General features: G+C 47.8%; 24 protein-coding genes. 23 read left to right on the forward strand and 1 reads right to left on the reverse strand.

All coding sequences use genetic code 11. From position 1 onward, the window contains the following. The first annotated feature begins 53 nt into the window (after positions 1-53). From C7820_RS26740 to C7820_RS26840, 20 genes are all read left to right on the forward strand, one after another. Complete coding sequence (locus C7820_RS26740) at positions 54-1,022, forward strand: SDR family oxidoreductase (protein WP_116233620.1); 969 nt, start codon at positions 54-56, stop codon at positions 1,020-1,022. Positions 1,023-1,165: 143 nt separating this feature from the next. Beyond that, positions 1,166-1,990: a copper amine oxidase N-terminal domain-containing protein gene (locus C7820_RS26745; protein WP_116233621.1), complete on the forward strand. Its 825-nt coding sequence runs from the start codon at positions 1,166-1,168 to the stop codon at positions 1,988-1,990. A 64-nt stretch (positions 1,991-2,054) separates the two neighbouring features. Beyond that, the gene (locus C7820_RS26750) at positions 2,055-2,663 is read left to right on the forward strand and encodes a Type 1 glutamine amidotransferase-like domain-containing protein (RefSeq protein ID WP_116233622.1); all 609 of its coding nucleotides are present in this window, start codon (positions 2,055-2,057) and stop codon (positions 2,661-2,663) included. A gap of 106 nt (positions 2,664-2,769) precedes the next feature. Further along, positions 2,770-3,186 (forward strand): NUDIX hydrolase, encoded by a 417-nt coding sequence (locus C7820_RS26755; RefSeq protein WP_309545786.1) that lies wholly within the window; start codon positions 2,770-2,772, stop codon positions 3,184-3,186. Between the two features lie 18 nt (positions 3,187-3,204). Further along, a complete protein-coding gene (locus C7820_RS26760) occupies positions 3,205-3,432 on the forward strand; it encodes a GNAT family N-acetyltransferase (protein WP_116233623.1) in 228 nt (75 codons plus the stop codon). Positions 3,433-3,686: 254 nt separating this feature from the next. Continuing rightward, positions 3,687-6,008 (forward strand): helix-turn-helix domain-containing protein, encoded by a 2,322-nt coding sequence (locus tag C7820_RS26765; protein WP_258875456.1) that lies wholly within the window; start codon positions 3,687-3,689, stop codon positions 6,006-6,008. A 296-nt stretch (positions 6,009-6,304) separates the two neighbouring features. Beyond that, on the forward strand, positions 6,305-7,162 hold the full coding sequence (locus C7820_RS26770; RefSeq protein WP_084204339.1) for an ABC transporter permease: 858 nt from the start codon (positions 6,305-6,307) through the stop codon (positions 7,160-7,162). Positions 7,163-7,175: 13 nt separating this feature from the next. Continuing rightward, the gene (locus C7820_RS26775) at positions 7,176-8,036 is read left to right on the forward strand and encodes a carbohydrate ABC transporter permease (protein ID WP_076177084.1); all 861 of its coding nucleotides are present in this window, start codon (positions 7,176-7,178) and stop codon (positions 8,034-8,036) included. 63 nt (positions 8,037-8,099) lie between these two features. Then, the gene (locus C7820_RS26780; RefSeq protein ID WP_116233625.1) at positions 8,100-9,662 is read left to right on the forward strand and encodes an extracellular solute-binding protein; all 1,563 of its coding nucleotides are present in this window, start codon (positions 8,100-8,102) and stop codon (positions 9,660-9,662) included. 32 nt (positions 9,663-9,694) lie between these two features. Continuing rightward, the gene (locus tag C7820_RS26785) at positions 9,695-10,789 is read left to right on the forward strand and encodes an amidohydrolase family protein (RefSeq protein ID WP_116233626.1); all 1,095 of its coding nucleotides are present in this window, start codon (positions 9,695-9,697) and stop codon (positions 10,787-10,789) included. After that, on the forward strand, positions 10,786-11,148 hold the full coding sequence (locus C7820_RS26790; RefSeq protein WP_105444790.1) for a Rieske (2Fe-2S) protein: 363 nt from the start codon (positions 10,786-10,788) through the stop codon (positions 11,146-11,148). Before C7820_RS26785 ends, C7820_RS26790 begins: the two co-directional genes overlap by 4 nt. A 501-nt stretch (positions 11,149-11,649) precedes the next feature. Beyond that, the gene (locus tag C7820_RS26800) at positions 11,650-12,435 is read left to right on the forward strand and encodes a sugar phosphate isomerase/epimerase family protein (protein WP_220376676.1); all 786 of its coding nucleotides are present in this window, start codon (positions 11,650-11,652) and stop codon (positions 12,433-12,435) included. A 142-nt stretch (positions 12,436-12,577) separates the two neighbouring features. Continuing rightward, positions 12,578-13,279, forward strand: a complete 702-nt coding sequence (locus tag C7820_RS26805) for an SDR family NAD(P)-dependent oxidoreductase (protein ID WP_116233627.1) — start codon at positions 12,578-12,580, stop codon at positions 13,277-13,279. Between the two features lie 237 nt (positions 13,280-13,516). Next, on the forward strand, positions 13,517-14,086 hold the full coding sequence (locus C7820_RS26810) for a dihydrofolate reductase family protein (RefSeq protein ID WP_116233628.1): 570 nt from the start codon (positions 13,517-13,519) through the stop codon (positions 14,084-14,086). A 192-nt stretch (positions 14,087-14,278) separates the two neighbouring features. After that, positions 14,279-14,866: a TetR/AcrR family transcriptional regulator gene (locus tag C7820_RS26815; RefSeq protein ID WP_116233629.1), complete on the forward strand. Its 588-nt coding sequence runs from the start codon at positions 14,279-14,281 to the stop codon at positions 14,864-14,866. Positions 14,867-15,127: 261 nt separating this feature from the next. Further along, positions 15,128-15,979 carry an SDR family NAD(P)-dependent oxidoreductase gene (locus tag C7820_RS26820; protein WP_116233630.1) on the forward strand — a complete coding sequence of 284 codons (852 nt, stop codon included), beginning with the start codon at positions 15,128-15,130 and terminating at the stop codon, positions 15,977-15,979. A 14-nt stretch (positions 15,980-15,993) separates the two neighbouring features. Then, positions 15,994-17,085 (forward strand): FAD-dependent monooxygenase, encoded by a 1,092-nt coding sequence (locus C7820_RS26825; RefSeq protein ID WP_181909210.1) that lies wholly within the window; start codon positions 15,994-15,996, stop codon positions 17,083-17,085. Between the two features lie 117 nt (positions 17,086-17,202). Continuing rightward, entirely contained in the window at positions 17,203-17,526 is a 324-nt protein-coding gene (locus tag C7820_RS26830) for a putative quinol monooxygenase (RefSeq protein WP_076177137.1), read from the forward strand. Between the two features lie 45 nt (positions 17,527-17,571). Further along, complete coding sequence (gene csaA, locus C7820_RS26835) at positions 17,572-17,904, forward strand: chaperone CsaA (protein ID WP_116233632.1); 333 nt, start codon at positions 17,572-17,574, stop codon at positions 17,902-17,904. A gap of 94 nt (positions 17,905-17,998) precedes the next feature. Further along, positions 17,999-18,799, forward strand: coding sequence for an SDR family NAD(P)-dependent oxidoreductase (locus C7820_RS26840; RefSeq protein WP_116233633.1), 801 nt, complete (start codon positions 17,999-18,001; stop codon positions 18,797-18,799). A 245-nt stretch (positions 18,800-19,044) separates the two neighbouring features. Here C7820_RS26840 and C7820_RS26845 read toward each other — a convergent pair whose 3' ends face one another. After that, a complete protein-coding gene (locus C7820_RS26845) occupies positions 19,045-19,629 on the reverse strand; it encodes a TetR/AcrR family transcriptional regulator (RefSeq protein ID WP_089548914.1) in 585 nt (194 codons plus the stop codon). 261 nt (positions 19,630-19,890) lie between these two features. On the opposite strand from C7820_RS26845, the gene C7820_RS26850 reads away from it, so the two are divergent. The 3 genes from C7820_RS26850 to C7820_RS26860 all read left to right on the forward strand — a co-directional run bounded on the left by C7820_RS26850 (position 19,891) and on the right by C7820_RS26860 (position 22,675). Further along, complete coding sequence (locus C7820_RS26850; RefSeq protein WP_089548913.1) at positions 19,891-20,649, forward strand: glucose 1-dehydrogenase; 759 nt, start codon at positions 19,891-19,893, stop codon at positions 20,647-20,649. A 93-nt stretch (positions 20,650-20,742) separates the two neighbouring features. Further along, a complete protein-coding gene (locus C7820_RS26855; RefSeq protein ID WP_116233634.1) occupies positions 20,743-21,642 on the forward strand; it encodes an oxidoreductase in 900 nt (299 codons plus the stop codon). A 40-nt stretch (positions 21,643-21,682) separates the two neighbouring features. Next, entirely contained in the window at positions 21,683-22,675 is a 993-nt protein-coding gene (locus C7820_RS26860) for an NADP-dependent oxidoreductase (protein ID WP_258875457.1), read from the forward strand. Positions 22,676-22,945 lie beyond the last annotated feature (270 nt).

The following is a 22,945-nucleotide window of genomic DNA, read 5'->3' on the forward strand; positions in this document are numbered from 1 at the left end:
ATGGTTAAAGCGAGATTCAAGAAATCTGTTTAAAAATTTGAGGAGGATTTTACATGCATGTTTTTGTTACGGGAGCTGCCGGCTTCATCGGAGCAGAGGTTGTTCGTAAACTAATAGATGCTAACCATCATGTAGTCGGTCTGGTTCGTTCCAAAGAGGCTGGCAGGAGGCTCACTGCTATAGGTGCAAAGGTGCAAATGGGTTCAATAGAGGATATCGAATGCTTGCATAGAGGAGCTGCAGAGGCAGATGGTGTTATTCACTTGGCCTTTTTCCATAAGTTCTCGCATGCCAGTCTCCGGACACGCCTTCGAATTTTGCTCGGGGGCAATCCCCGCCTTGCGTCATTGAGATTCATGAAGGCTGCTGCAGAGGCTGACAGACGCGCCATTGAGACATTCGGTACTGTGCTTTCGGGCCGCGACTGTCCACTAGTCGTCGCTATTCCAACTATGAGCCTTTCACCGGGTGGACTGGCGACAGAAGAGCATGCACCCGACCCTAACTCCTTAGGAAGCGGACGGGTTCCGTCGGAGATCGCTACACTGGCATTGGCAAAACGGGGAGTCCGCTCCTCAGTTGTTCGTCTTCCTCCGCTTGTACATGATTCGGGCGGTGATAAGAACGGCTTGTTACCGCTTCTGATTCGCACGGCTCGTGATAAAGGCATCTCCGCCTATGTGGGTGAGGGGACCAACCGCTGGCCGGCTGTGCATCGCCTAGATGCGGCTCAATTGTTTAAGCTTGCATTGGAGAAAGCCCCGGCAGGGTCGCGACTCCATGCGGTGAGAGATGAGGGAGTGCCATTTCGAGAAATCGCCGTCACCATCGGCCAACATCTGAAGCTCAAGATAGATAGCATTGACGTGGACAAGGCGGGTTCACATTTCGGATGGATAGGAGCCTTCGCGTCGGTGGACAATCCTGTATCAAGCGCATTAACTCAAGAGCGCCTGGGGTGGCGTCCCGTACATCCATCCCTTATTGAGGACATTCATGAGGGGCACTACTTCCGCAGATAATTTGATCTTGGCTAGGAGCGGTTTGCCGGCGGCAGCTGCTCCTTTTATTTATCAAGCTCACGGACAGTTTAGCGCAACATTACTTCACACTTCTCGTCATAATATTAGTTCACTAAAATATGCCAAGAAAGGAATAGAATATTATGAAAAAGGTTCTAACAGGAATTTTCGCTGCATTCATTTTATCTATCTCTTCATCTGCATACGCGGCAGATATGCAAATAAAAGTTGAAGGTGTTACTATTGCCTCTGCTGTGAAGCCCGAAATGAAGAACAATCGAACGATGGTGCCTTTGCGTTTTATCAGTGAAAATTTGGGAGCCAAGGTCAACTGGTCAGGTTCGGAAGTTACGCTCGCAAAAGGCGATATGCTGGTAATCTTAAAATTGAAGAGCCGTACGGCGATGAAAAATGGTAAACCTGCGCTACTGGATGCAACCCCATATATCAAGAATGATCGCATCATGGTTCCGCTTCGCTTTATTGCAGAAACGTTCAACTGCAGCCTCGGATTCAGAAATTCGACAGTATCTGTTGAACCAGCCCCATTTGTTCTAGATGGAGTGAAAGTCAAAGCATTGCAGTACGAAGTTAATTATACAATGGGCAGCATAGTAGAAGAAATTAATGGGAGTGCCTATATCGAAGCGATTTATCATATTTTTGACAACAAAGGAAGTAAGGCGAATCCCCCTGCCAGTTACACTTCGAGTGTTATAGAGCTTACAAGGGGGGATTATTACATGAGTGGAAAGTTTGATTTTTTGGATCAAAAAGGGAACAGCATGAAACAATTTTATCTCTATACTTTATCTCATTCCGAGGGCAATCCCAGTGTTATGTTATATGATGCGACTGAAAAACAATGGTACTCGTTTACCTACCCAGCATTTCAATCGATTGATCAGTTCATTGAAACTGCAGGGAAGAACGGTTTTCTGACGACGATCAGTGATACAAATCCATAAGGCAACAAATTAGAGGCAGCGTTCTCGTAGTTCTGAAAATGGCAGTTTAAGGAGAAGATACAGAATGGACAGAACAATTCTCGCAATTTCTGGTGGTGGTTTTTCCGAAGAAGACCAAGCCTACATTGATGAATACTTATTAAAAATACCTAGAAAGCAAGAACCATTAAAAATTGCATTTATTGCAACAGCCAGTAACGATGCACAAGGTTATATCGATAAGTTTTATAAGGCTTTTAAAAATGAACAATCAAGCCATCTTACTATAAATGATTTTGACACACCCAACATTCAAGAAATTGTTAATGATTTAGATATTGTGTATGTAGGCGGTGGGAATACCCAATATATGCTTGAAATTTGGAGAAAAACAGGCTTCGACGTTGTTTTGAGAAATGCTTATCAAAAAGGTGTCATATTAGCAGGTATAAGTGCAGGGGCCATGTGTTGGTTTGAAACTTGTTTTAGTGAGAAAAATGAAGAAGAATTCGAGGAATTTGAAGGATTAGGATTGTTAAAAGGCAGCCTTTGTCCGCACTATAATGATAAAGAACGTCGTATTGCATTTGATCATTGGGCTTCTACTCAAAAAAACAGCACGCTTTATACTTTATTGGATAATGAGAATTTACACTTTAAAAATGAAAAGTTAGTTGCAAAAATAATTACGTGACGCTCTAAAGATCAGTGTGCTTTTTTATTATACAAACGTTCCGCGTAAGGGGGGTGTAATATGCCATTTTCAACTCACATCGTAGCCGCAGGTGGATTTGTGGAAGATGAGCAAGGAAATATCCTGGGTTTACCCCGGTGGACAAGTGGAAGTTGGAGAAAACTTGATGGATGCATTGGTTCGTGAAGTTAAAGAGGAAAGCGGAATTGACATCACGGTTAGCGGCTTAATTGGTGTTTATTCAAATACAGGAATTTTTAAATGGTATGATGGCGTGACTGATGTTCCTACGCAAGTTATTTTTGATTTCGTATGCAAGCCTGTTGGAGGGGAGTTAGCTGTTTCTGAAGAAACAACCGATAGCCGTTGGGTGGCGAAGGATAAAGTTCTTGATTTCATTACACATCCAGCGATTCGCACTCGCTATCAGGCTTATTTTGAGTTTAACGGAGCCGTAAATTACATAGAGTATGTAACGAATCCCGAGTTCCTAATCAAATACCAAACACATATATCGAAGTAGATTGTTTCTTCTGACACAATGTTGCCGGAAAAGGGAATAGGTAAATCCTTGGTTCAAAAATTGATTAATAAGGCGAAACATTGTGAGGGACTTGAACAGATTAACCTCACTGTCATCTCAAATAATAACGCGGCAAAGCGGCTTTATGAGACTATCGGTTTTGTAACTTATGGAACAGAGCAGAATGCCCTAAAGAATGGATATCAATACTGGGATGAAAATTTAATGGTCTTACGGTTGAACTAAAGGGAAAAGGCAGCCAGATTAATCATTTTTAGATAATGAAATATATAAAAAATAGACTGGGGCAAGTGTTCCAGTCTTTTTTTGTTGCAATCATGGCCATGTAGCCCAAAAGCGAGGTCCGGCTGCCTTTCAGGCAGAAGCGGTGATATTTTGCAAAGTAAACAAGTACAAATTTAGTGAAAATAGTTTAAGATAGGGGTGAAATAATATTTTGTATTTAAGTTATTTTTATGAAATTTTATTGGAGGGTTGTCATGGTGAACCGTTTCTGGCAAACGTATCGTACTGTGCTGTTTTGTCGGTTATTCGCTAACTACTTCGCACTGATTCTCATCCCAGTCATCGTAGCCGCCGTACTGACCAATTTTTTTGTCGTCCGGTTGATTGAGCATGATGCGGAAAGACTGAACAATACCATCATGCAGCATTTCTCGGAGCAAACCGATGACACCTTCGCCTCTCTCGAACGTGATATGGTGAACATGCTGTCAACTGCAAGCCTCAAGAACTTTCCCGGAACGTCCGGCGGTCCGGCCGACCTCACGCAGCACTATGAATGGATTCACTCGCTCATGCAACAAATGAATAAACTGGATTCGGAAGATCTGGTGTACAAATCGTTCCTGTACTTTGCGAGCGAAGATCTTGTCATCGACGGCAATACATACAACAACAAAGACGAGTATTTCCGGGAACAGTATCTGATTAAAGATACGGATATGCCATCCTACTTTGCCAATTTTACTGGCAAGAAATCGATGGTTTTTACAAAACCGCATACCGTATTTGAAAGGCCGCCGTTCACTCGGGACATTGTCTCAACCCACTCGAATACCGCCATGCTGATGAGCTATCCATTCAACAATAGCAATCCCGAAGTCTATTTGGTCGTGAATCTTGATCTAGATGAGCTTCGCGGGCGATTGGGCATTCAGGAGAAGTGGGTAACGGATACGATGCTGGTCAACTCGTCCGGCTCCGTCCTGATCTCGAACGGATCGTCCGAGCTACAGCCTGATTCATTTGCAGCAATGATCCGTATGAAGCCGGAACAGACTTTATTTTTAAACGAAAATAAGAAAGCGCTATCATTTACCGAATCCCGTTTCAACGATACTTGGTATTACGTAAGCATGATCGATCTGCCCACCCTGATGAAGCCGGCAAGCACGATCCGCACGATGACGTTCGTACTGCTTGGCATGTTTATCATCGTAGGCGGCTTGGTTTCTTATGATTTGAGCCGGAGATTGTACAATCCGATTCGCGAAATTAAAACGGGGCTGGAATCGCAGCATCCGCATCTGGACGACGCACCCGGCTCCCACAGTGGCAACGAGTTCGATACGATAAAACGGTTTTCGCATTTGCTAATCTCTAAGAACAAAGAGCTGACACAGACCGTAAACGGCATGTTCCCGATCGTTCAGGAGCAATTTATTGTTCGAGTGTTGTTGGGTGAATACCGTGACAGCTTGTCCATCGAATATTACGCGAAAGAAATTGCCTTCCCGTACAAACCGGTATCAGCCGCAACCGTCCTCTGCATTGATATCCAATACTATTCGCCATTCGCGGAACAGCTGTCTGAAACGTCCAAATCATTTATGCTGGCGGAGCTGAAGGAGAAGATTCGCAAGCTGTCCCCGGCAATGATTTGGGTATGTCAAACACGTTCCGAACAATTGTCCTGTGTGTTGCATCACGAAGAGAATGGGCTTTGTGACCCCATGGAAACAGCGAATGTTATAAAGCTGCTCCTGGAACATCCTTATTACAAGGCTTCCATTGGGATCGGGGAAACAATCCATTCCGTCGCCGCCCTCCATGAGTCTTACAACCATGCGCTTTCGATGCTCCATTATAAGAGTTTGCACGCTGGTGCGGAAATTTGCAGCGAACAAAGGGTGTGGAAGGAGCGATCGTCAGGAGATAGTTTCTTGTCTGCTCAAGAAGTGAACCGGATCTTCAATAGGTACAAAGCTGGCGATTACAAAAACTTGCTTCAGTCCGTGTTCGACTTGCTGGACGCAGGAATGCGAAGCAATGCGAACGCAGATCAGATGAAGAACTTGGGCACCGATGTGCTGAATACTTGGGCCAGGGCCATCGAAAGTGAGCAAAACGATTTTGACATCTCGGTCTATTCCGAGTTGTTTGCCTCCATCAACCGCTGTGTAACCTGGGAAGAAATGAGGCAAACATTTCGGGAAATACACGGCGTATTGTTCCGGAAAATCGAAGTGCCGGATCGTAAACAACAGTTTGCCGAAATTTTGGACTATATTCGGACCCATTATAACGAAGAACTCTCCATTGAGCATTTTGCGGAGCAAATGAACATGTCCGCCGGGCATTTCAGCCGCATGTTCAAGGAAGAGGTAGGTGAGAAGTATGTGGAATACATCGCCAAGTACAGGATTTCCAAAGCGAAGCAGTTTTTGCTCGAAACCGATCTAAAAATCGATGATATAGCCGAACAAATCGGCTATTGGGGAAGGAACTCATTCATCCGTAATTTTCGCCGTTACGAAGGAATTACCCCGGCTAAATATCGCGCGATTCATCAAGCATGAGTCTTCTTTTTTTCGAAGTCTCATTTTTTTCACCTGCTTATTATGCGAGTTGGCGTTGTCATGCGGTTTGTAAAAATGGAGACAACCCGAAAACATGGTGCTTTACCCGCGACGTGTCACCACATATAGTCAGAGCAAAGATTCGGCTGGCGTTCAAACGCCTGCCAAAGGAGGTGAAACCGTTGTCATTGGATCGAAGCGACGCCGCGAACGCACAAATACCAGCCCGAGATCAAAGTGGAAAGGGCACTTCTCTCCGATTCAAGCTGAAGAAATACAAAACGTTATATTTGCTGATGCTGCCCGGCATCCTGTATTACATCCTCTTCAAATACGCGCCGATGTACGGGGTGATCATCGCGTTTCAGAATTTCTCGATCGGCCGTGGTATCATGGGCAGCAAGTTTGTCGGCCTGCAGCATTTTATTGATTTTTTTCTCAACACGCCGGATGCCTGGAAGCTGGTCCGGAATACGGTCATGCTCAATGTTTACGACCTGATATTTCGATTTCCGGCACCAATCATCCTTGCCTTGCTGTTCCATGAAATCCGAAGCCGGAAGTTCAAATGGTTCGTGCAGAGCGTCAGCTACATGCCTCACTTTTTATCAACCGTCGTGATCGCCGGCATTATGGTTACCTTTTTGTCGCAGCAGACCGGAATCGTCAATCATATACTCGACTGGCTCGGCTTCGGGCGAATCATGTTTCTCGGCGAGCCAGGTTGGTTCCGTACGATCTACGTAGGCTCGGAAATTTGGCAGACGATCGGCTGGGGCACCATCTTGTACTTGGCGGCTATTGCCGGCGTCGATCCGACGTTGTATGAGGCTGCAAAAATCGATGGGGCCAATCGGTTTCAACAAATGCGTCATGTGACCTTCATCGGCATGATTCCGGTAATGATCGTCCTGTTTGTCCTGACGCTTAGCCACTTTATGGAAACCGGCTTCCAAAAAATTATTTTGCTGTACAATCCGATGACCTATGAAACCGCGGATGTCCTCAACACATACATTTATCGCCGCGGCATCCTATCCGCCGACTTCAGCTTCGCTACAGCTGTCGGTTTGTTCCAGTCGGTGATCGGATTCGTACTAGTCGTCTCAGCGAACCGTGTCGTCAAGAAATTTTCGGACACTAGTCTCTGGTGAAGGAGGCCGAGAAATGAAAATCAAGGAAAGCTTCGGCTCGAAGTTGTTTGATGCTGTGAATATCTTCCTCATGTCCATCCTCATTATCGTCATGGTCTATCCACTCGTATATGTGTTTTCCGCTTCCATCAGTGATAACGCCATGGTCATGAGCGGGCGGGTCGTTCTCTGGCCCAAAGCGATCAACTTGATTGCTTATGAACGGCTCCTCGGCAATCCGGATCTATGGATCAGCTATTGGAACACGATTCGCTATACCGCCGTTCAAACCTTTTTATCGCTCGCCGTTACATCTGCCATGGCTTATCCGCTTGCCAAAAAAGGGCTCCCTGGCCGTCCGCTGATCCTGTTCCTGGCGGCCTTCACGCTGATGTTCGGAGGAGGGATGATCCCGACCTTCCTTGTTGTACAGAAACTGGGACTGCTTGATACGATGTGGGCGATCGTGCTGCCCTCGCTAGTCAGCACTTGGTATCTGTTCATCATGCGCACCTTTTTCGAAGGATTGCCGGAAGAGCTTGAAGATGCCGCCACCATTGATGGCTGTGGCACGATGCAGGTGTTCCTAAAGATTGTACTTCCGCTTTCGCTTCCGGTACTCGTCTCCATTGGTCTGTTCACCGCCGTTAATCAATGGAACTCGTTCTTCGATGCGCTGATCTATTTGAACGATCGGAGCATGTACCCCTTGCAAATCATGCTGCGCAACATTATTATCGCCGGCTCGAATGTCCAGGGCGAAGGCAACACGGACTATATAGAGACGCTGAAATACGCCATGATTACGATTGCTACGGTACCGATACTATGCGTGTATCCGTTCATTCAAAAATATTTCGTACAAGGCACCATGATCGGCGGAATCAAAGGGTAGATGTAGATTCCACCGGAACTTATTCCTATATATCCGATGTCAATATAAGGAGGGTATAAACAAGTGAGCAAAAGAATGATGGCCATCATCCTTTCTGCCGTTATGCTGAGCGTTCTGACCGCAGGCTGCAGTGGAAAAGGCGGGAAGCAAGAAGGGGCAAATGGAGGAGGGACAGACTCGCAAAAGCCAATTTCGTTCTCCTGGCTAGTTTACGATCGCCCGGAAGGAAAGGTAAAGAATGATTGGGAGATTTTCAAGGAAATCGAAGCGAAAACGGGCGTCAAAGTGGATTGGCAGGTCGTCAGCCAAGAAGGCCTGACAGAGAAGCGGCAGATTATGATCGCTACCAACACGGTCACGGATTTTAGTCAGCCGACAAATCAAGAGGCTAGGGAGAACGGGCCGGAGAACGTGTTTCTGAATTTGAACGATTATTTGGATATCGCGCCCAATCTCAAAAAGTTTTATGAAACTTATCCCGAAGCGAAAGCTGTGGCAACTGGAGCAGATGGCGGTATCTACGACGTTCCTGTACTCGAAGGTGACCCTGCTGGGAAAGGCTTCAATTATATTTGGATGGCGCGCAAAGATTTGATGGATAAATATAACTTGAAAGCCCCGACAAATATTAATGAATTTTATCAATTCCTGAAAGACTTGAAGGCTAAAGAGCCGGACAGTTACCCGCTCAGCTTCAATACTCCGGTCACGGCGGATACCGGAATGTATACCGTATTCGGAAAGATTTTCACAGGTATTACAGGCTTTTTCAATCAAAGTCCGACGGAAGATAAGTATGAGTTCGCGCCGTACAATAGCGGATATAAAGATGCACTTGTATTTATGAATAAGCTGTATACAGAACAGCTGCTCGACCCCGAATTTTATTTGTTGACTCCGGATCAGTGGGAAGAACGGTTCTTAAAAGGGAAGTCGTCCGTAACCTACTACTGGAAGGCGGAAGTGAACCCAACGATCGACAAAGCGAAGCAAGCCGGCACGCCGGATTACGATCTGGATGCGCTTCCCGAGTTTGCCGCAGACGGCGTAAAGACCTACCAGTTTTCCCGTCCGGTCGTAGGATCGGTGGGGCGGGCCATTTCGGCGAAAGTCAAAGATAAGGAAAGAGCCGTCAAATTTCTTGATTATCTAGTGAGTGAAGAGGGCACCAACTATTTGTCGCTCGGTATTGAAGGCAAATCGTATACCCTTGAGGACGGGAAGCCGGTCTACATGAAAGAGTTCGGAGCTAGCCCCTATGTGCCGCTGCGCCGCGATTTCGGTGTATGGTACGACAACATTTCGCTGAACAACGCATTGGCACGTCAAACGTGGGAAAGAGGTCTCGACGATAAAAGCAAAGCGATCAACAGCAGCTATGAAAAGTTCATCATTCCCGCGCCTAAGGCACTCGTGAAGACTACGGAAGAGCTCGATCTGGAAAAATCAAAGCTGACCCCGCTCACCAAGTTTTTGGAGCAGAAAATTACAGAATTCGTGACAGGCAAAACACCGATTACCGACGCGAACTACCAGCAGTTCTTGGATCAATTGAAGAAACTCGGCTCCGATGAACTGCTGGATATGTACAATACGGCATATAAGCGCACATATGGTTCTAAGTAAGCCGTAAGATTCAAATCAAAGGAGGGCATGGAATGCGATCCGCATCGTTTATCGTTGATGCTGACATCCACAATGCGATCGACAAACTGCAGGACTTGCTGCCTTATTTACCGAAAGTATGGCACCAACAATGGCTCGAAAGTGGTATCGGTGTGCATGGGCAGTATTATTCGCCCGTAGGTGTATTGCGTCAGGATGCAAAGCCCGACAATGGCGCAACCCCCGGAAGCGATCCGCAGTTTGTCCTGCAGCATTATATGGAACCGTTCGGAATCGATTACGGCATACTAACGGGTGGGGGAGAACAGGGCCTTTCTCTTCACGCCGATCCGGACTATGCGAATGCCGTAGCTGCCGCCTTCAATGATTGGCTGGCGGATCAGTGGCTTAGCGTCAGTCCAAAATTCAAAGGCTCCATTCAGATTAACCATTCCGATCCGGCCGAAGCCGTCAAAGAGATCGACAGGATGGGGCCGCATCCGGGCATGGTGCAGGTCGTTATGGGAAGCGGAGCGCGTATGCCGTACGGCAACCGCTTTTACCATCCGATCTACGAAGCAGCTGAACGGAATGGACTGCCGGTCGCCATTCATCCGGGCACGGAAGGGAAGGGGATATCCGGCGCCCCGACACCGGCCGGGTACCCGACCCGGTATATGGAATGGCACAATATTCTACCTGCGAATTTCATGACTCATATCAATAGCCTGGTATGCGAAGGAGTGTTCGAAAAATATCCGAAGCTTAAATTTGTAGCGATCGAAGGCGGTATAGCCTGGCTGCCCCATTTGATGTGGCGCATGGACAAAAACTACAAAGCGCTGCGCGATACCACGCCATGGCTGAAGCGTCTGCCATCGGAGTATATTGTGGAGCATGTGCGGGTAACAACGCAACCGATCGAAGAACCGAAGCAGCCGGAACATCTGCTGCAAATCTTTCAGATGATGCATGCTGAACAGATCGCCATGTTCTCATCCGACTACCCGCATTGGGACTTCGACAATCCGAAAGTCGTGCTGAGAAACCTCCCCCAGAAGTTGAAAGAGCGTATTCTAGGGGATAACGCGGCAGAGCTGTACGGCTTCCGGATCCCGGAGAGGCCTAAGGAGGCGGGTCCCGCATGAGAGTGAAAGTGGCGGAGCCAGATGCGATCAGCGACGGCGGCAAACTTATCGTAAAAGTGAAAGAGATGGAAATCGGCCTGTTTCGGATCGAAGGTAAATACTATGCGTGGCGTAACGTTTGCCCGCATGCGGCGGCGCCGGTATGCGCGGGGGCGATTCGAGGGACCCGGCTTCCTTCCGATGTTTACGATTATTGTTACGGATTGGAAGATCGAGTGCTGCGATGCCCATGGCACGGCTGGGAATTTGACCTGAAGAGCGGTCATCACCTGGCTCCAGGCAGCGACGCGAAGCTGCGTGGTTATCCGGTGGAAACCGACGATACCGGGGTATATGTTGTGTTACGTAAGAGAAATTGAAGCTTGGTTTGCGGCTAAGGATATGATTCCTTAGCCGTTTTTTTCACAAACAGCCGCGTCTGGCAACGACGTTATATCCTGTAGAAATGGCCCTTTTGGCGATTTCTCGGCCAAATCCGGTGGAACAGCCTGTAATGAACCAGGTCTTTGGTTGCGATTGATTTTCGGTCACTTCACTCCTACCTTCTTATCCGATTTGATCAGATAAGTATCTAAGAATTTTTAGTACCCTTATTAATTTTGCTAACGCTACGTTAAAGGGCAGTTGATGTCAACCCTTCTATAGAGGTATCTAGTTAATAGGCTCTCCTTCAAAAAAATGAGATATATAAAGATAAACAAAGATCTCATTTTCTGAAAATCCCATAATCGGCCATCTAGAGCGAAGATACGTTTCTATTCAGAAAGCGAACGTGTGTTTTTAAGGTTTGTCAATTAATCAATAGTATCATAACATAGCTTCGTGGGGACCAATTATTGGGAAAAGGGAAGGTCATAACTATGAATTTACCAGGGAATCGGCATATGTTTACCATTTATGATTGGTTTGGATATGAATTACCGATTAAAGATCGTTATGGGTTAATAAAAAAAGCCGGATTTGACGGTGTTTTAATGTGGTGGAGTGATGGCTTTGGTCGCGGCGATTATCGCAACGGGCCTCAAATTGCGCGGGACGCGGGTCTGTTTATAGAAAATATTCACACACCAATCCAGTACGAAAACAACCTCTGGCTAGACAATCTGGACGGTGAAGCCTTAACCGATATCTATTTGCAATGTGTAGCGGATTGCGCCGAAATTGAAATTCCGACAATGGTGGTGCACCTTCCCAACGAAAACCATCCATATAACGTGTTAGGACTGGATAGAGTCAAGAGAATTGCAGAAAAAGCTGAACAGCTTGGTGTCAATGTTGCGATGGAGAATTTATGGAACTTTACTAATTTGTCATATGTGCTGGAGCAAGTCGATTCTCTGCGAATCGGATTCTGTTATGACAGCGGACATCACTACCGACACTATCCAAGCGATGATTTATTAACCATGTACGGTTCCCGACTGATGGCGCTACATTTACATGATAATAACGGAAGTTATGCTCAACATGGGTTACCTTTTGACGGCACGATTGATTGGTCTACAACCATGAAAAAAATTGCTGAAACGAATTATTCAGGCGCGACTGCCATAGAGGCCATGAATTGGGATTATGAGCATTTATCGGCTGAAGAGTTTTTACATAAAGCGTTTGAACGAGCAAAAAGGCTGGAAGCATTACGCTAACCGGAAATGATAACTCAATAAAGCATTTGAAGGCAGCCGCATACTTGGGATCGGCTGTCTTTTCTCCATTAACAGGCAGGTATATCTAAGAACGAATCGAAGCAATAGATGATCGCCAAATAAATGGAAAGAGGTAAACTGGATGAGAGCATTTATTATTACAGGTACATCTCGTGGTTTGGGTTATGAGATCTGCAAACAGCTTATTAACCGTAATCATCTTATCTTTGCAGTTGCAAGGAACCATAATGACTCTCTGATCGAATTTGCAGCTCAACACGATTGTAAATTACATTTTGTGAAATATGATCTACAAAACATAGATGACATATCAGAATTAATTAAAGAAATAATGGAACGAGTTCCTGACGAAATAGAGTCGATCACATTGATTAATAACGCAGCTCAGGTAACACCTTTAGGGAATATAGACGATTGTAGACCTGAAGACGCAGTAAAAAGTATACAAACCAACTTGTTAGCGCCGATCTTGTTAACCCAGTCTTTAATAAACCAAACGGATGAGAGGAGTGTCCATCGAATCATTGTAAACGTATCCTCTGGTTCCGCTAAAGATGCGGTGGCCGGCATGAGCATGTACTGTGCTTCAAAGGCTGCTTTGAATATGTTCACGTCCTGCATACAATTGGAGGATCATAAATCGTTAACCATATACAAAGTAGATCCGGGTATGGTTGATACCTCTATGCAGGAGGTGGCACGGAACCAAGAAGGACTAGCAGTTGCGAATTTTTTTAGAGAAGCCAAAGAAACAGGTGCCTTGAAATCTGCGGAAGATGCGGCGAAAAAAATTGTTAGAAGGGTTTTAGCTTCACAATCTTAAAATAAATATTGATGATACATATTAAGCTAAGGACAGTTAGCAGCAATGGGGGATGAAAATGGCTAAAAATTAAGATAACGGGCAGTTTTGCGCAACATGGCTGTCTGCAAAAAAATTCTGATTCCCCCTTGAACCTTACGTTAGGTAATGATTTATAGTGAACCTAACAGCAGAACAAACACAGGACAAGTGCCAAAAATAGAACAAGATAAATTCGAAAACGGAGGAGAAACAGACATGAGGAAACTCGTATTGTTCATGCATGTGTCGCTAGACGGGTATGCGTCGGATTCGAACGGAGGGCTAGATTGGATTCCGTATAACGAGGAATTCGAGAAGTACGCCGAGGAGGTCGTAGCCGAAGTCGGCTCTCCCGTATACGGACGCACGACGTATCGGATGATGGAGAGCTACTGGCCCACGGTGCTGGATAATCCGAATGCGTCGAGGCACGATATGGAGCACGCCAAATGGGTGCAGGATGTTAAGAAGATCGTCATCTCCGGCACGATGGACAAGGCGGAATGGAACAATACGACCCTGATCAAGGACAATATCGCAGAGGAAATTAAGGCGCTCAAGGAGGAGCCTGGCAAAAATCTCGTTATCTTCGGCAGCCCGGGGGCTGCGAAGACGCTGCTTGAGCTCGGCCTGATCGACGAATTTCTACTGACGATTTGTCCGGTTGTCCTGGGCGGTGGAAATTCGGTTTTCGACGGCGGCGTCGAGAAAATCAGGCTCAAGCTGCTGTCCAGCCGAACGTTCAAGTCGGGCATTATCGCGACCCGCTATGAGTTGGAGAAATAGTCGTGCCGTACAAGGGGTTCCGCTCTAACGGGGAACGATTGCTTAAAATACAAGTCGGCAGCCGGTCAAGAAGCATGGCTGCCGTCTTTATTTAGCTATAGAGCAGTTTACATATATCGTTAAAACAATAAAAGCTCTAAGCGTACAACCTTCCTTATGGACATTCGTGTATAGCACTGCTATAATGGGCGTATGAACACATATGACAAAATATTAGCAGCTGCTCTTAAGGTACTCGAAGAGGAGGGCGGAGCCCAATTTTCGACGCGAGCCGTAACTGCGATCGCACAGGTTACGGCTCCTACGCTCTACCATCATTTCGGCAGTGCCGATGGACTCCTGAGTGCAGCTATAGTGGAAGCGTTCAAACAGTTATTTAAAAGCAAGATTGCCGCTGTGGAGTCCGCCATTCCAGAGATGGCTCTTCGTCAAGGATGGGATGACTATGTCCGCTTCGCGGCAGCCCGTCCCCGGATTTATGCGGCGATGATGGGGCGGTTGCTCGAGGGAGCCCATATCGAGGCGGCAGATCAGTCGTACCAAGCATTGGTGCAAAATATTCAGAGAGTCGCCGACGAAGGCAAACTGGCAGTGTCAGTCGACGCTGCGGCAGATCTGGTCTGGGCTTCTGCGAATACGGCCTCTTGGCTGTATGTGACGGCCCAGGTTCGTAAGACACCCCCACCCCAGCCCGACGTCGTTGATCTCATTCGGGAAAGCGTAATGCAGATCATTTTGATCCAAAGGCCGGAAGACGATTCAAAAAGAGGAATTCGATGACAGAGCCTGGCGACCCCAGGCAAAGCCCTAATTTAGAGACGCATAAGAAAGATCGCCTATCCAACCTGGACATCCAGGAGGATGGCGATCTTTTTTATGTTTGGAGGATGCGAGTCAAACGATGTTCGAACCGCAGGACAACACTTCTAGAAAATATATAGCACCGCTATAGACAGTTTTGTATAGCGGTGCTATAATACCCGTATAGCAGTGCTATACAGTGACAGTGATCCACAACTTATCAAACCTAGGAGGGTTACTATGCCATCTAAAACTCAAGAGCTGGTCGTCGTCACAGGTACATCCAGCGGCATCGGCAGGGCTACCGCGGAGCAGCTCGCCGCTGAAGGATTTCACGTTTTGGCGGGGGTTCGTCGTCAGGAAGACGCCGACAAAATCAAACGCAAAAATATCGAACCGGTGATCGTCGATGTTACCAATATCAACACACTAAAGGCGCTGGCCGAACGGGTGGAGCAAGATCCACTTGGTCGCCCTTTGCGGGCAGTGGTCAACAATGCCGGCATCGCCGTTAATGCCCCTCTCGAGATGGTTCCGCTGGATGAATTTCGCCGCCAGATCGAAGTCAGCGTGATCGGGCAGGTCGCGGTTATTCAGGCACTTACCCCGGCCTTGCTGAACAGCGGCGGACGCGTGGTCAATATCGGTTCGCTTGGGGGCAAGGTTTCCATGCCCGGGTTCGGAATTTATTCGGCTGCAAAGTATGCTATGGAAGCGATCAATGACAGTCTCCGCAGGGAGATGTCCTCGTTTGGCCTCAAGGTCATCATGATCACGCCGGGTGGCGTCAGCACAGGCCTGTCGGAGCAAGGGATTACGACGGCAGAGCGGCTGGCGAAATTGATGACGCCGGATCAGCACAGGCGCCATGATCGTCTTTTTGATGCCGTGAAGGCTCAGGCTGAAACATGGGCAACGGACGGTATCCGCCCCGAGAAAGTGGCAGCAGTGGTTTCACGAGCCATCCACGTAAGTAAGCCGCGCACCCGCTATACGGTCGGTCGCGATTCCGCGCTGCTGACCCGACTGGTCCGTATTCTCCCAGACAAACTCCTCGATCGGATGCTCCGCAGCCAGATGAAATTGCAGTAACGGGAGAATGAATGATGTCACAAAAACAATTTGAACATGCCATTATTGTAGGTGGATCTTTAGGTGGTCTAATGATGGGGCTTGCGTTATCTCGTTCTGGTTATACAGTGACCATTCTTGAACGTGCAGATTCATCATTAAGAAATGGCGCTTTTATTCGTTTACACACAAAGCCTTATCGTAACAGTGAAATTGAACGTGAATTAAGACACTTGGCATCCAATGGTAGCAACCATGTTGAAGCTTGGTCAGCCATTCAAGAACGTTTGCGCAATGCGGTCGCTAAAGAACCTGGTATTACCCTTCGGCACCATACACGAATTGTTAGTGTTGGGCAAAATGAATCATCTGCTTGGGCTACCAGTGAAGAGGAGCAGACGTTTAAAGGAGACTTTTTAATTGGCGCAGATGGATATCGCAGTATTGTTCGCCGTTATTTAAGCCCTGACAAACCATTTGCAGATTATGCTGGCTATCTGGCTTGGGTAGGGAAAGTGGATGAACATTTGCTGCCCAAGAAAGACTGGAAAAAACGGCAGCTTTCGAGCGCTTATTTCAACGATAGTGCTGCCGGTAAATTGACAACTGCGGTGATGCCAGGGAAAGAGGGGGGAACCCATCCTGGCCAGCGATGGATAGGTTTTTGCTGGTTTGATCATTCGCATAATCCATTGCTGTCTGAATTAGGGGTGTTAAAGGACGGGGTTGCCCAACATTCCTTATACGGTGAAGCTATTCCGGATTCGCTGCTGGAAGAACTATCACAAACCAGCCAAGCCCATTGGAGCAAAGAAGATGATGCCATTTTGCAAATCGCGATTAAAGACCGCAGTTTAATCGGGGCACCTGTTAATGAATACATCCCTAATATATTGTCAAAAGGAAGAATAGCCATGATCGGCGACGCAGCTCATACCATGTCACCAATGACGGGCGCAGGCTTTAATGACTCACTTGATGATACGGTTGCCATTATAGACTCTATTAAACAGTATCCGAATTCGATAACAAAAGCTTTGAGTGAATACCAAACACGCCGTTTAGATGTGGTTCGTCAAGATGTTCTTGCGGGCCAAGGCTTTAATCGTTCTTTTGGACGTTTGTAACAGCATGAAACTAAGCCATTGATGCACTGGAATTTCAAACATAAACGGGGAATTTGCCCATTTGAGAAAACGGTAAAACAAAAAATACGAAGTATTTATAAAATAGGAGGAATTAGCATGAACGATACAAAGAACCGTTACGTTACTGTACTCTGGGAGGCGAGAGCTAAAGCAGGGAGAGAAGCCGAGATGAAGGCATTCATGACTGCTGCCGTCACCCCGTCGCGCAACGACCTGGGTAACATTGACTACGAGGCTCACGAAGTAGAAGGCCAGCCTGGCACATTCATCATCTACGAGCGCTGGGAAAACCGGGATGCCCTCGATCGGCACCTGAACGCCCCCCGAATGAAGGAACTGGTACCCCAGCTCTTAGAGTTGATGGAGGGATCCATTGAGGAAGGGATTCGACTCCTGCAGCCGTTCCGCCCAGCGCAGTAAAAGCAACGCCGAGGGGTTAAGGACTCTAGTGGAGGAGGCAAAACGTTGGCAACAATCGATGATTTTACAGCACTAGATATTCGTGTCGGAACGATTAAGGAAGCGGAGTTTTTTGAAGAAGCGAAGGTCCCTGCGATAAAGCTTAAGATTGATTTTGGACCGGAGATCGGGATGAAATCCTCAAGTGCACAAATAACTAAGCGATACAAGGTTGAGGATATTGTAGGGAAGCAAATTATAGGAATCGTCAATTTTCCTCCTCGGCGCATTGCGGGATTCAAATCGGAGGTATTAGTGTTGGGAGGAGTCCCGGAAAAAGGAGATGTTATTCTATTAAAGCCGGATACTGAAATGCCTAATGGTACGCCTATTGCGTAAAAATAAGGATCTACCTAAATTATTTTCATCAAAGGAATAATACTTGGAAATAAAGGAATTTAAATTTTAAAAGCGTTAGCTTTCGGAGGTAAACATGGATCTTAAATTAGCCAACAAAGTAGCTGTCGTTACCGGAGCAAGTAAAGGAATTGGACTCGCTATCGTTCGAAAATTTGTCGAGGAAGGGGCAAGTGTCGTCGCGGTAAGTCGGACTTTAACGGAGGAATTGGCTGATCTTGTTGAAAACAAATCAGTCAAACATCTACCGATTGATGTCAGTATGGAACGCAATACCGTTGAACTTTCTGAAAAACTCGGTGGCGTGTTCGGTAGAGTCGACATTTTAATCAATAGTATCGGGGCAGTTGACAAGAGGAGAGGAGAAGGTTTTTTAGCTACGCCAAATGAGGAATGGGAACAACTTTTTGATTTGAACTTGTTTAGCGTTGTTCGTATTACGCAAGCAGCATTATCGCATATCCTCAAGAACAATGAGGGTGCCATTGTAAATATCTCTTCGGTAAATGCACAAATGCCCGAAATGTTATTGCCCATTTATGGAACAACCAAAGCGGCACTTAATAATTTGACGAAAATGCTGGCTGGCGAGTTTGGGCCTCGTCATATTAGAGTGAACTCGATCTCGCCTGGACCGGTAGTAACGCCTTTGTGGCAAGACCCTGAAAACGGAATGGCCAAAACGATCGGTTCAGTTGCAGCGATGGATTCCGAAAAAGTTTTTGAAGAGCTGCCTAAAATGGCTGGTATAACATTGGGGAAATTTGCAGAAGCCGACGATATTGCAAACCTTGCAGTTTTCCTTGCTTCGGAGCGAGCTTCAATGATTACCGGAGCGGATTATGTTATTGATGGAAATATGATTAAAACGATTTAAACCGAAATTGACGAAAAACAGGTACTGTGTATTCAAGCCATATAGACAATGAGGAATGAACAATATTTACCCTTTGTGGATCAACACAAAAAGGACAGGCTGCCTGTCCTTTTTTAATTGTATGAGAGAAACGCGTCATAAATCTACGGTTCGATCAAAAGGTTACAGACCGACTCTCAAGGTGCCCCTCATCTTGACGAATATCAGGCACTCTTTTTGACCGCTCCGCCTGTTCGCGGGACCAATTATTCCCCTATTACGGGTGCTATGCCAGCAGCAACGACCACCAAAACTTCTCGCGCCATGTCTTCCGCCGATCGATATTCCGGATGTCTGCTCCACTCCAGGGCTGATCCAAATATGCCCCAGCTTGCAATCCGGGCGGCAGTCTCCACCGTCTCTCGTGAAACGGATGGTTCCGATTGTTCACTTAACCAGGTGAATAATAGGTCATACAGTTCCTTTTGCATCGCGACCTCAAATAACGGTTCATACTGACGATCAGCTAAAGTCATATACGGACGAGTACAGAAAAGAAAATCAAAAACGATTAAAATAAGCGTTCGCAGGCTCCCTATATCGGATAAAGCAGCATTAGGCAGCTCATCCTTCAGCTTCTCTAGAAATTTTTCCCTCATCCAGCTCTCAAGAAATGCGAATTTGTCTTCAAAATGCGCATAGAACGTGGAGCGGTTTACGGTCGCGTATGCCGTAATATCTTGTACGGTAATAGAAGTGACATTCCTCTTCTGCTCAAGCAATTCCATAAAAGCTTGCATCAATAATTGACGCGTCCGTTTCACACGGGGATCGTTTGTGTTAGTCGACATGTTATGATCCACCCTCTCTCTCAGGATATATTGGTTATCATGCGTTTAGGAAAACTAAAGGCCAACAAATAAGTACGTGTGTTGGATAACCCACAAAAACGGTTTTTTACTGGTTGTATAAGCCAAACCGCTTAGATAAGATTAGCACAGACAGTGTTGCTTTTACTACACTGTTGGGTCAATTTGTCGGTTCAAAGTAAAGGCTTCTTATCCAACATTTGACCGTTAGTTTAGCACATAAACCAAGGGAGGACGATGGAGATGGCAAACCATACTGGAAGTAAATACGCAGGCAAGAATGTAGTGATCACAGGAGGCAGCAGCGGGATCGGCCTCGTAACAGCTCAGCTGCTGGCGGATGAAGGAGCGCGTGTTCTGATCACTGGTCGTAACCAGGATAAGCTTGACACAGCTCGTGAAAAAATTGGCAGCAACGCGGTCGCAGTGCTGAGCGACGCCGCGTCTTTAACGGATATCGATAAATTGGCTGAACGGGTAAAGGCTGAGTTTGGAACGATCGATGCCTTGTTCATAAACGCCGGCATCACGCACTTTATCCCCTTCGAGTCGGTGACCGAGGAAGTGTACGACGAGTTATTTACAATCAACACCAAAGGCCCGTACTTCACCGTGCAGAGACTGACCCCGTTGCTAAACGCAGGAAGCAGCGTGGTGTTCACCACCTCGATCGCGAACGCAGTGGGTATCCCGATGCTTAATGCTTATGGGGCCAGTAAAGCAGCGCTTCGCTCCATGACGCGCAGTCTGGCCCGTGAGCTGTTGCCGAAGCAGATTCGCGTCAACGCGGTCAGCCCAGGCCCTATCGACACCGGCATCATGGAGAAGTCGATGCCGAAGGAAGCTGCAGAACAGACCAAGGCACAGATGAGTCAGCAGATCCCCATGCTGCGTTTCGGTGACCCCATCGAGGTTGCCAAAGCAGCCGCATTCCTTGCGTTCGACGCGACTTACACAACCGGAGCCGAAATTCCCGTGGACGGAGGCGGCTCTCAGATCTAAGTTCGTGTCCAAGCTCGCAGCTGGATAAACATGTTGTACCTGATCAGAGCATGCCACTAGTTTTTGGATTGAACAGAGGAAGGAAGAAACCACATGACAACACCATGGACAGAAGACCACATGCCAGATCAGACCGGTCGAGTGGCCATTGTAACCGGATCAAACAGCGGGATTGGTTGGGAAGCGGCGCGGGTGCTAGCCACCAAAGGGGCGACGGTCATTATGGCCTGCCGCAGTATCGCTAACGCCAACATGGCGGCTGACCAGATTAAAACACTTAAGCCGTCGGGCAAGGTCGTAGTCATGAAGCTCGATTTGGGTGATCTGGAGTCCGTCCACGCTTTTGCCGCGGCCTTTCGCCAGCACTATGATCGGCTGGATCTCCTGATTAACAACGCCGGCGTGGCGAAGCCGCCTTACGGGAAGACAGCGCAGGGCTTCGAGCAGCAGTTTGGGATCAATCACCTTGGGCACTTTGCGCTGACCGGTTTGATGCTGGATATGCTCGACGCGACGCCGGGCGCACGCATTGTGACCGTAAGCAGTTTGTCGCATCGCTCGGGAGTGATTCGCTTTGATGATCTGAACTGGGAGCGGAATTACCATCCAGCGCGCGCCTATGCTCAGAGCAAGCTGGCGAATCTGCTGTTCACCTATGAGCTGCAGCGCAGGCTTGTTGCAGCAGGCCAATCAACGCTGGCAGTAGCTTCGCATCCGGGCTGGTCCGCGACCAATGCGCTGCGGCATTCCAGCATGATGCGGAGCCTGAATCCGTTTTTCGCGCAGTCCCCGAAAATGGGTGTTTTGCCGACCCTGTATGCAGCCACTGCGCCAGGCGTCCGAGGTGGAGATTACTACGGGCCAACGAGTCTCGAATTGCGCGGCTACCCCAAGAAGGTTGTTTCGAGTGCAAGCTCGCATGACGAAGCCGTTGCGCGGCGGTTGTGGACGATTTCCGAGGAGCTGACACAAGTGAAGTATACACTTATGTAAATACACGAATTTGCTAAAACAAACGGGAGGGGATATCAAATTGGAGAATTTAGATACGTCAAGCAAAGATGTGAACAATCAGACGTCCAGCCCTGCTACTATGCGGGCGATCCGCCTCCACGACTACGGCGAACCGGCCGATGTCCTGCGCATGGAACAGGTAGAGATCCCTTCCCCAGGCCCGGGACGCATTCGTGTAACGGTGCGAGCTTGCGGACTGAATCCGGTTGACTGGGTCTTGTGCAAAGGGTTATATCCTGGTAAGCTGCCCCGCGGTATCGGGCTGGAAGTGTCCGGGATTGTGGAAGCGGTCGGTGAGGGGGTCACCGATGTCGTTATCGGTGACGCCGTCCTGGGCTCCGCCGACTTTGTCGGCGCCCCGAGCGCCGGCGCTGCGGATCGGGCGATCATGGACTATTGGATCCGCATCCCTGCAGGACTCGAGTTCGTGCAAGCAGCGGCGCTTCCAATGGCGGTCACAATTGCATACAACCACCTTAAAGCACTTGGTGTTAAGTCGGGACACACCCTGCTGATGCACGGAGCAGGCACAATGATGGGCTTCGCTGCCGTCCAGATCGCCCTCATGGACGGCGCCAACGTGATCGCTACCGCCGGTGACACTTACGCCGACCGGCTCCGTTCGATGGGAGCGGCGGTGACCTCGTACGGTGACGGAATGGTCGAGCGGGTAACCGAGCTCGCCAGACAGCCAGTGGACCTGGTTCTGGACACGGCTCCGGTCAGCGGCATATTGCCCGACCTTATCCGGATCGCCGGTGGTGATCCCCGCCGTGTTCTAACCATCAGCGACTTCGGCGCAGCTGCCAAACTCGGCGTCCGCGCCAGCAGCGGAGAAGACCAGACCTTACGCTATGATGTTCTCGGCGAGTTCGCCCAGTATGCTGCAGAAGGCAAGTTCACCGTTCCGGTCGCCCAGACTTTCGCCCTTGAGGACTGGCGTAGAGTGCTCGACATCAGCCAGAGCGGACATGCCCGTGGCAAACTGATCCTCCTGCCTGCCGGCGACTGATGTAGAGAAGATTGGGATTACACCTCTGGTTCGGTTTATCGAAATCATGATTGATGAATATAGTCGGTGCGCAAATGTGCTGATGATGTACGAAGAGGTCTCTCATGCCGGCAACAATCGGGACAAAGGACATCCATTGGATGGCCTGAGCGGCATTTTCATTTCCGGATATAAGCGCGGAAAGCTCGTCCGCATGAAAGAACAGGATCAAGGCAGAGCTTATCCCCCATTACCATCCGAATGCGGCCCCGCCAACGGCAGCGTGAATGC

This window comes from Paenibacillus sp. VMFN-D1, from assembly GCF_003386155.1.
Taxonomy (GTDB): Bacteria; Bacillota; Bacilli; order Paenibacillales; family Paenibacillaceae; genus Paenibacillus_AQ; species Paenibacillus_AQ favisporus.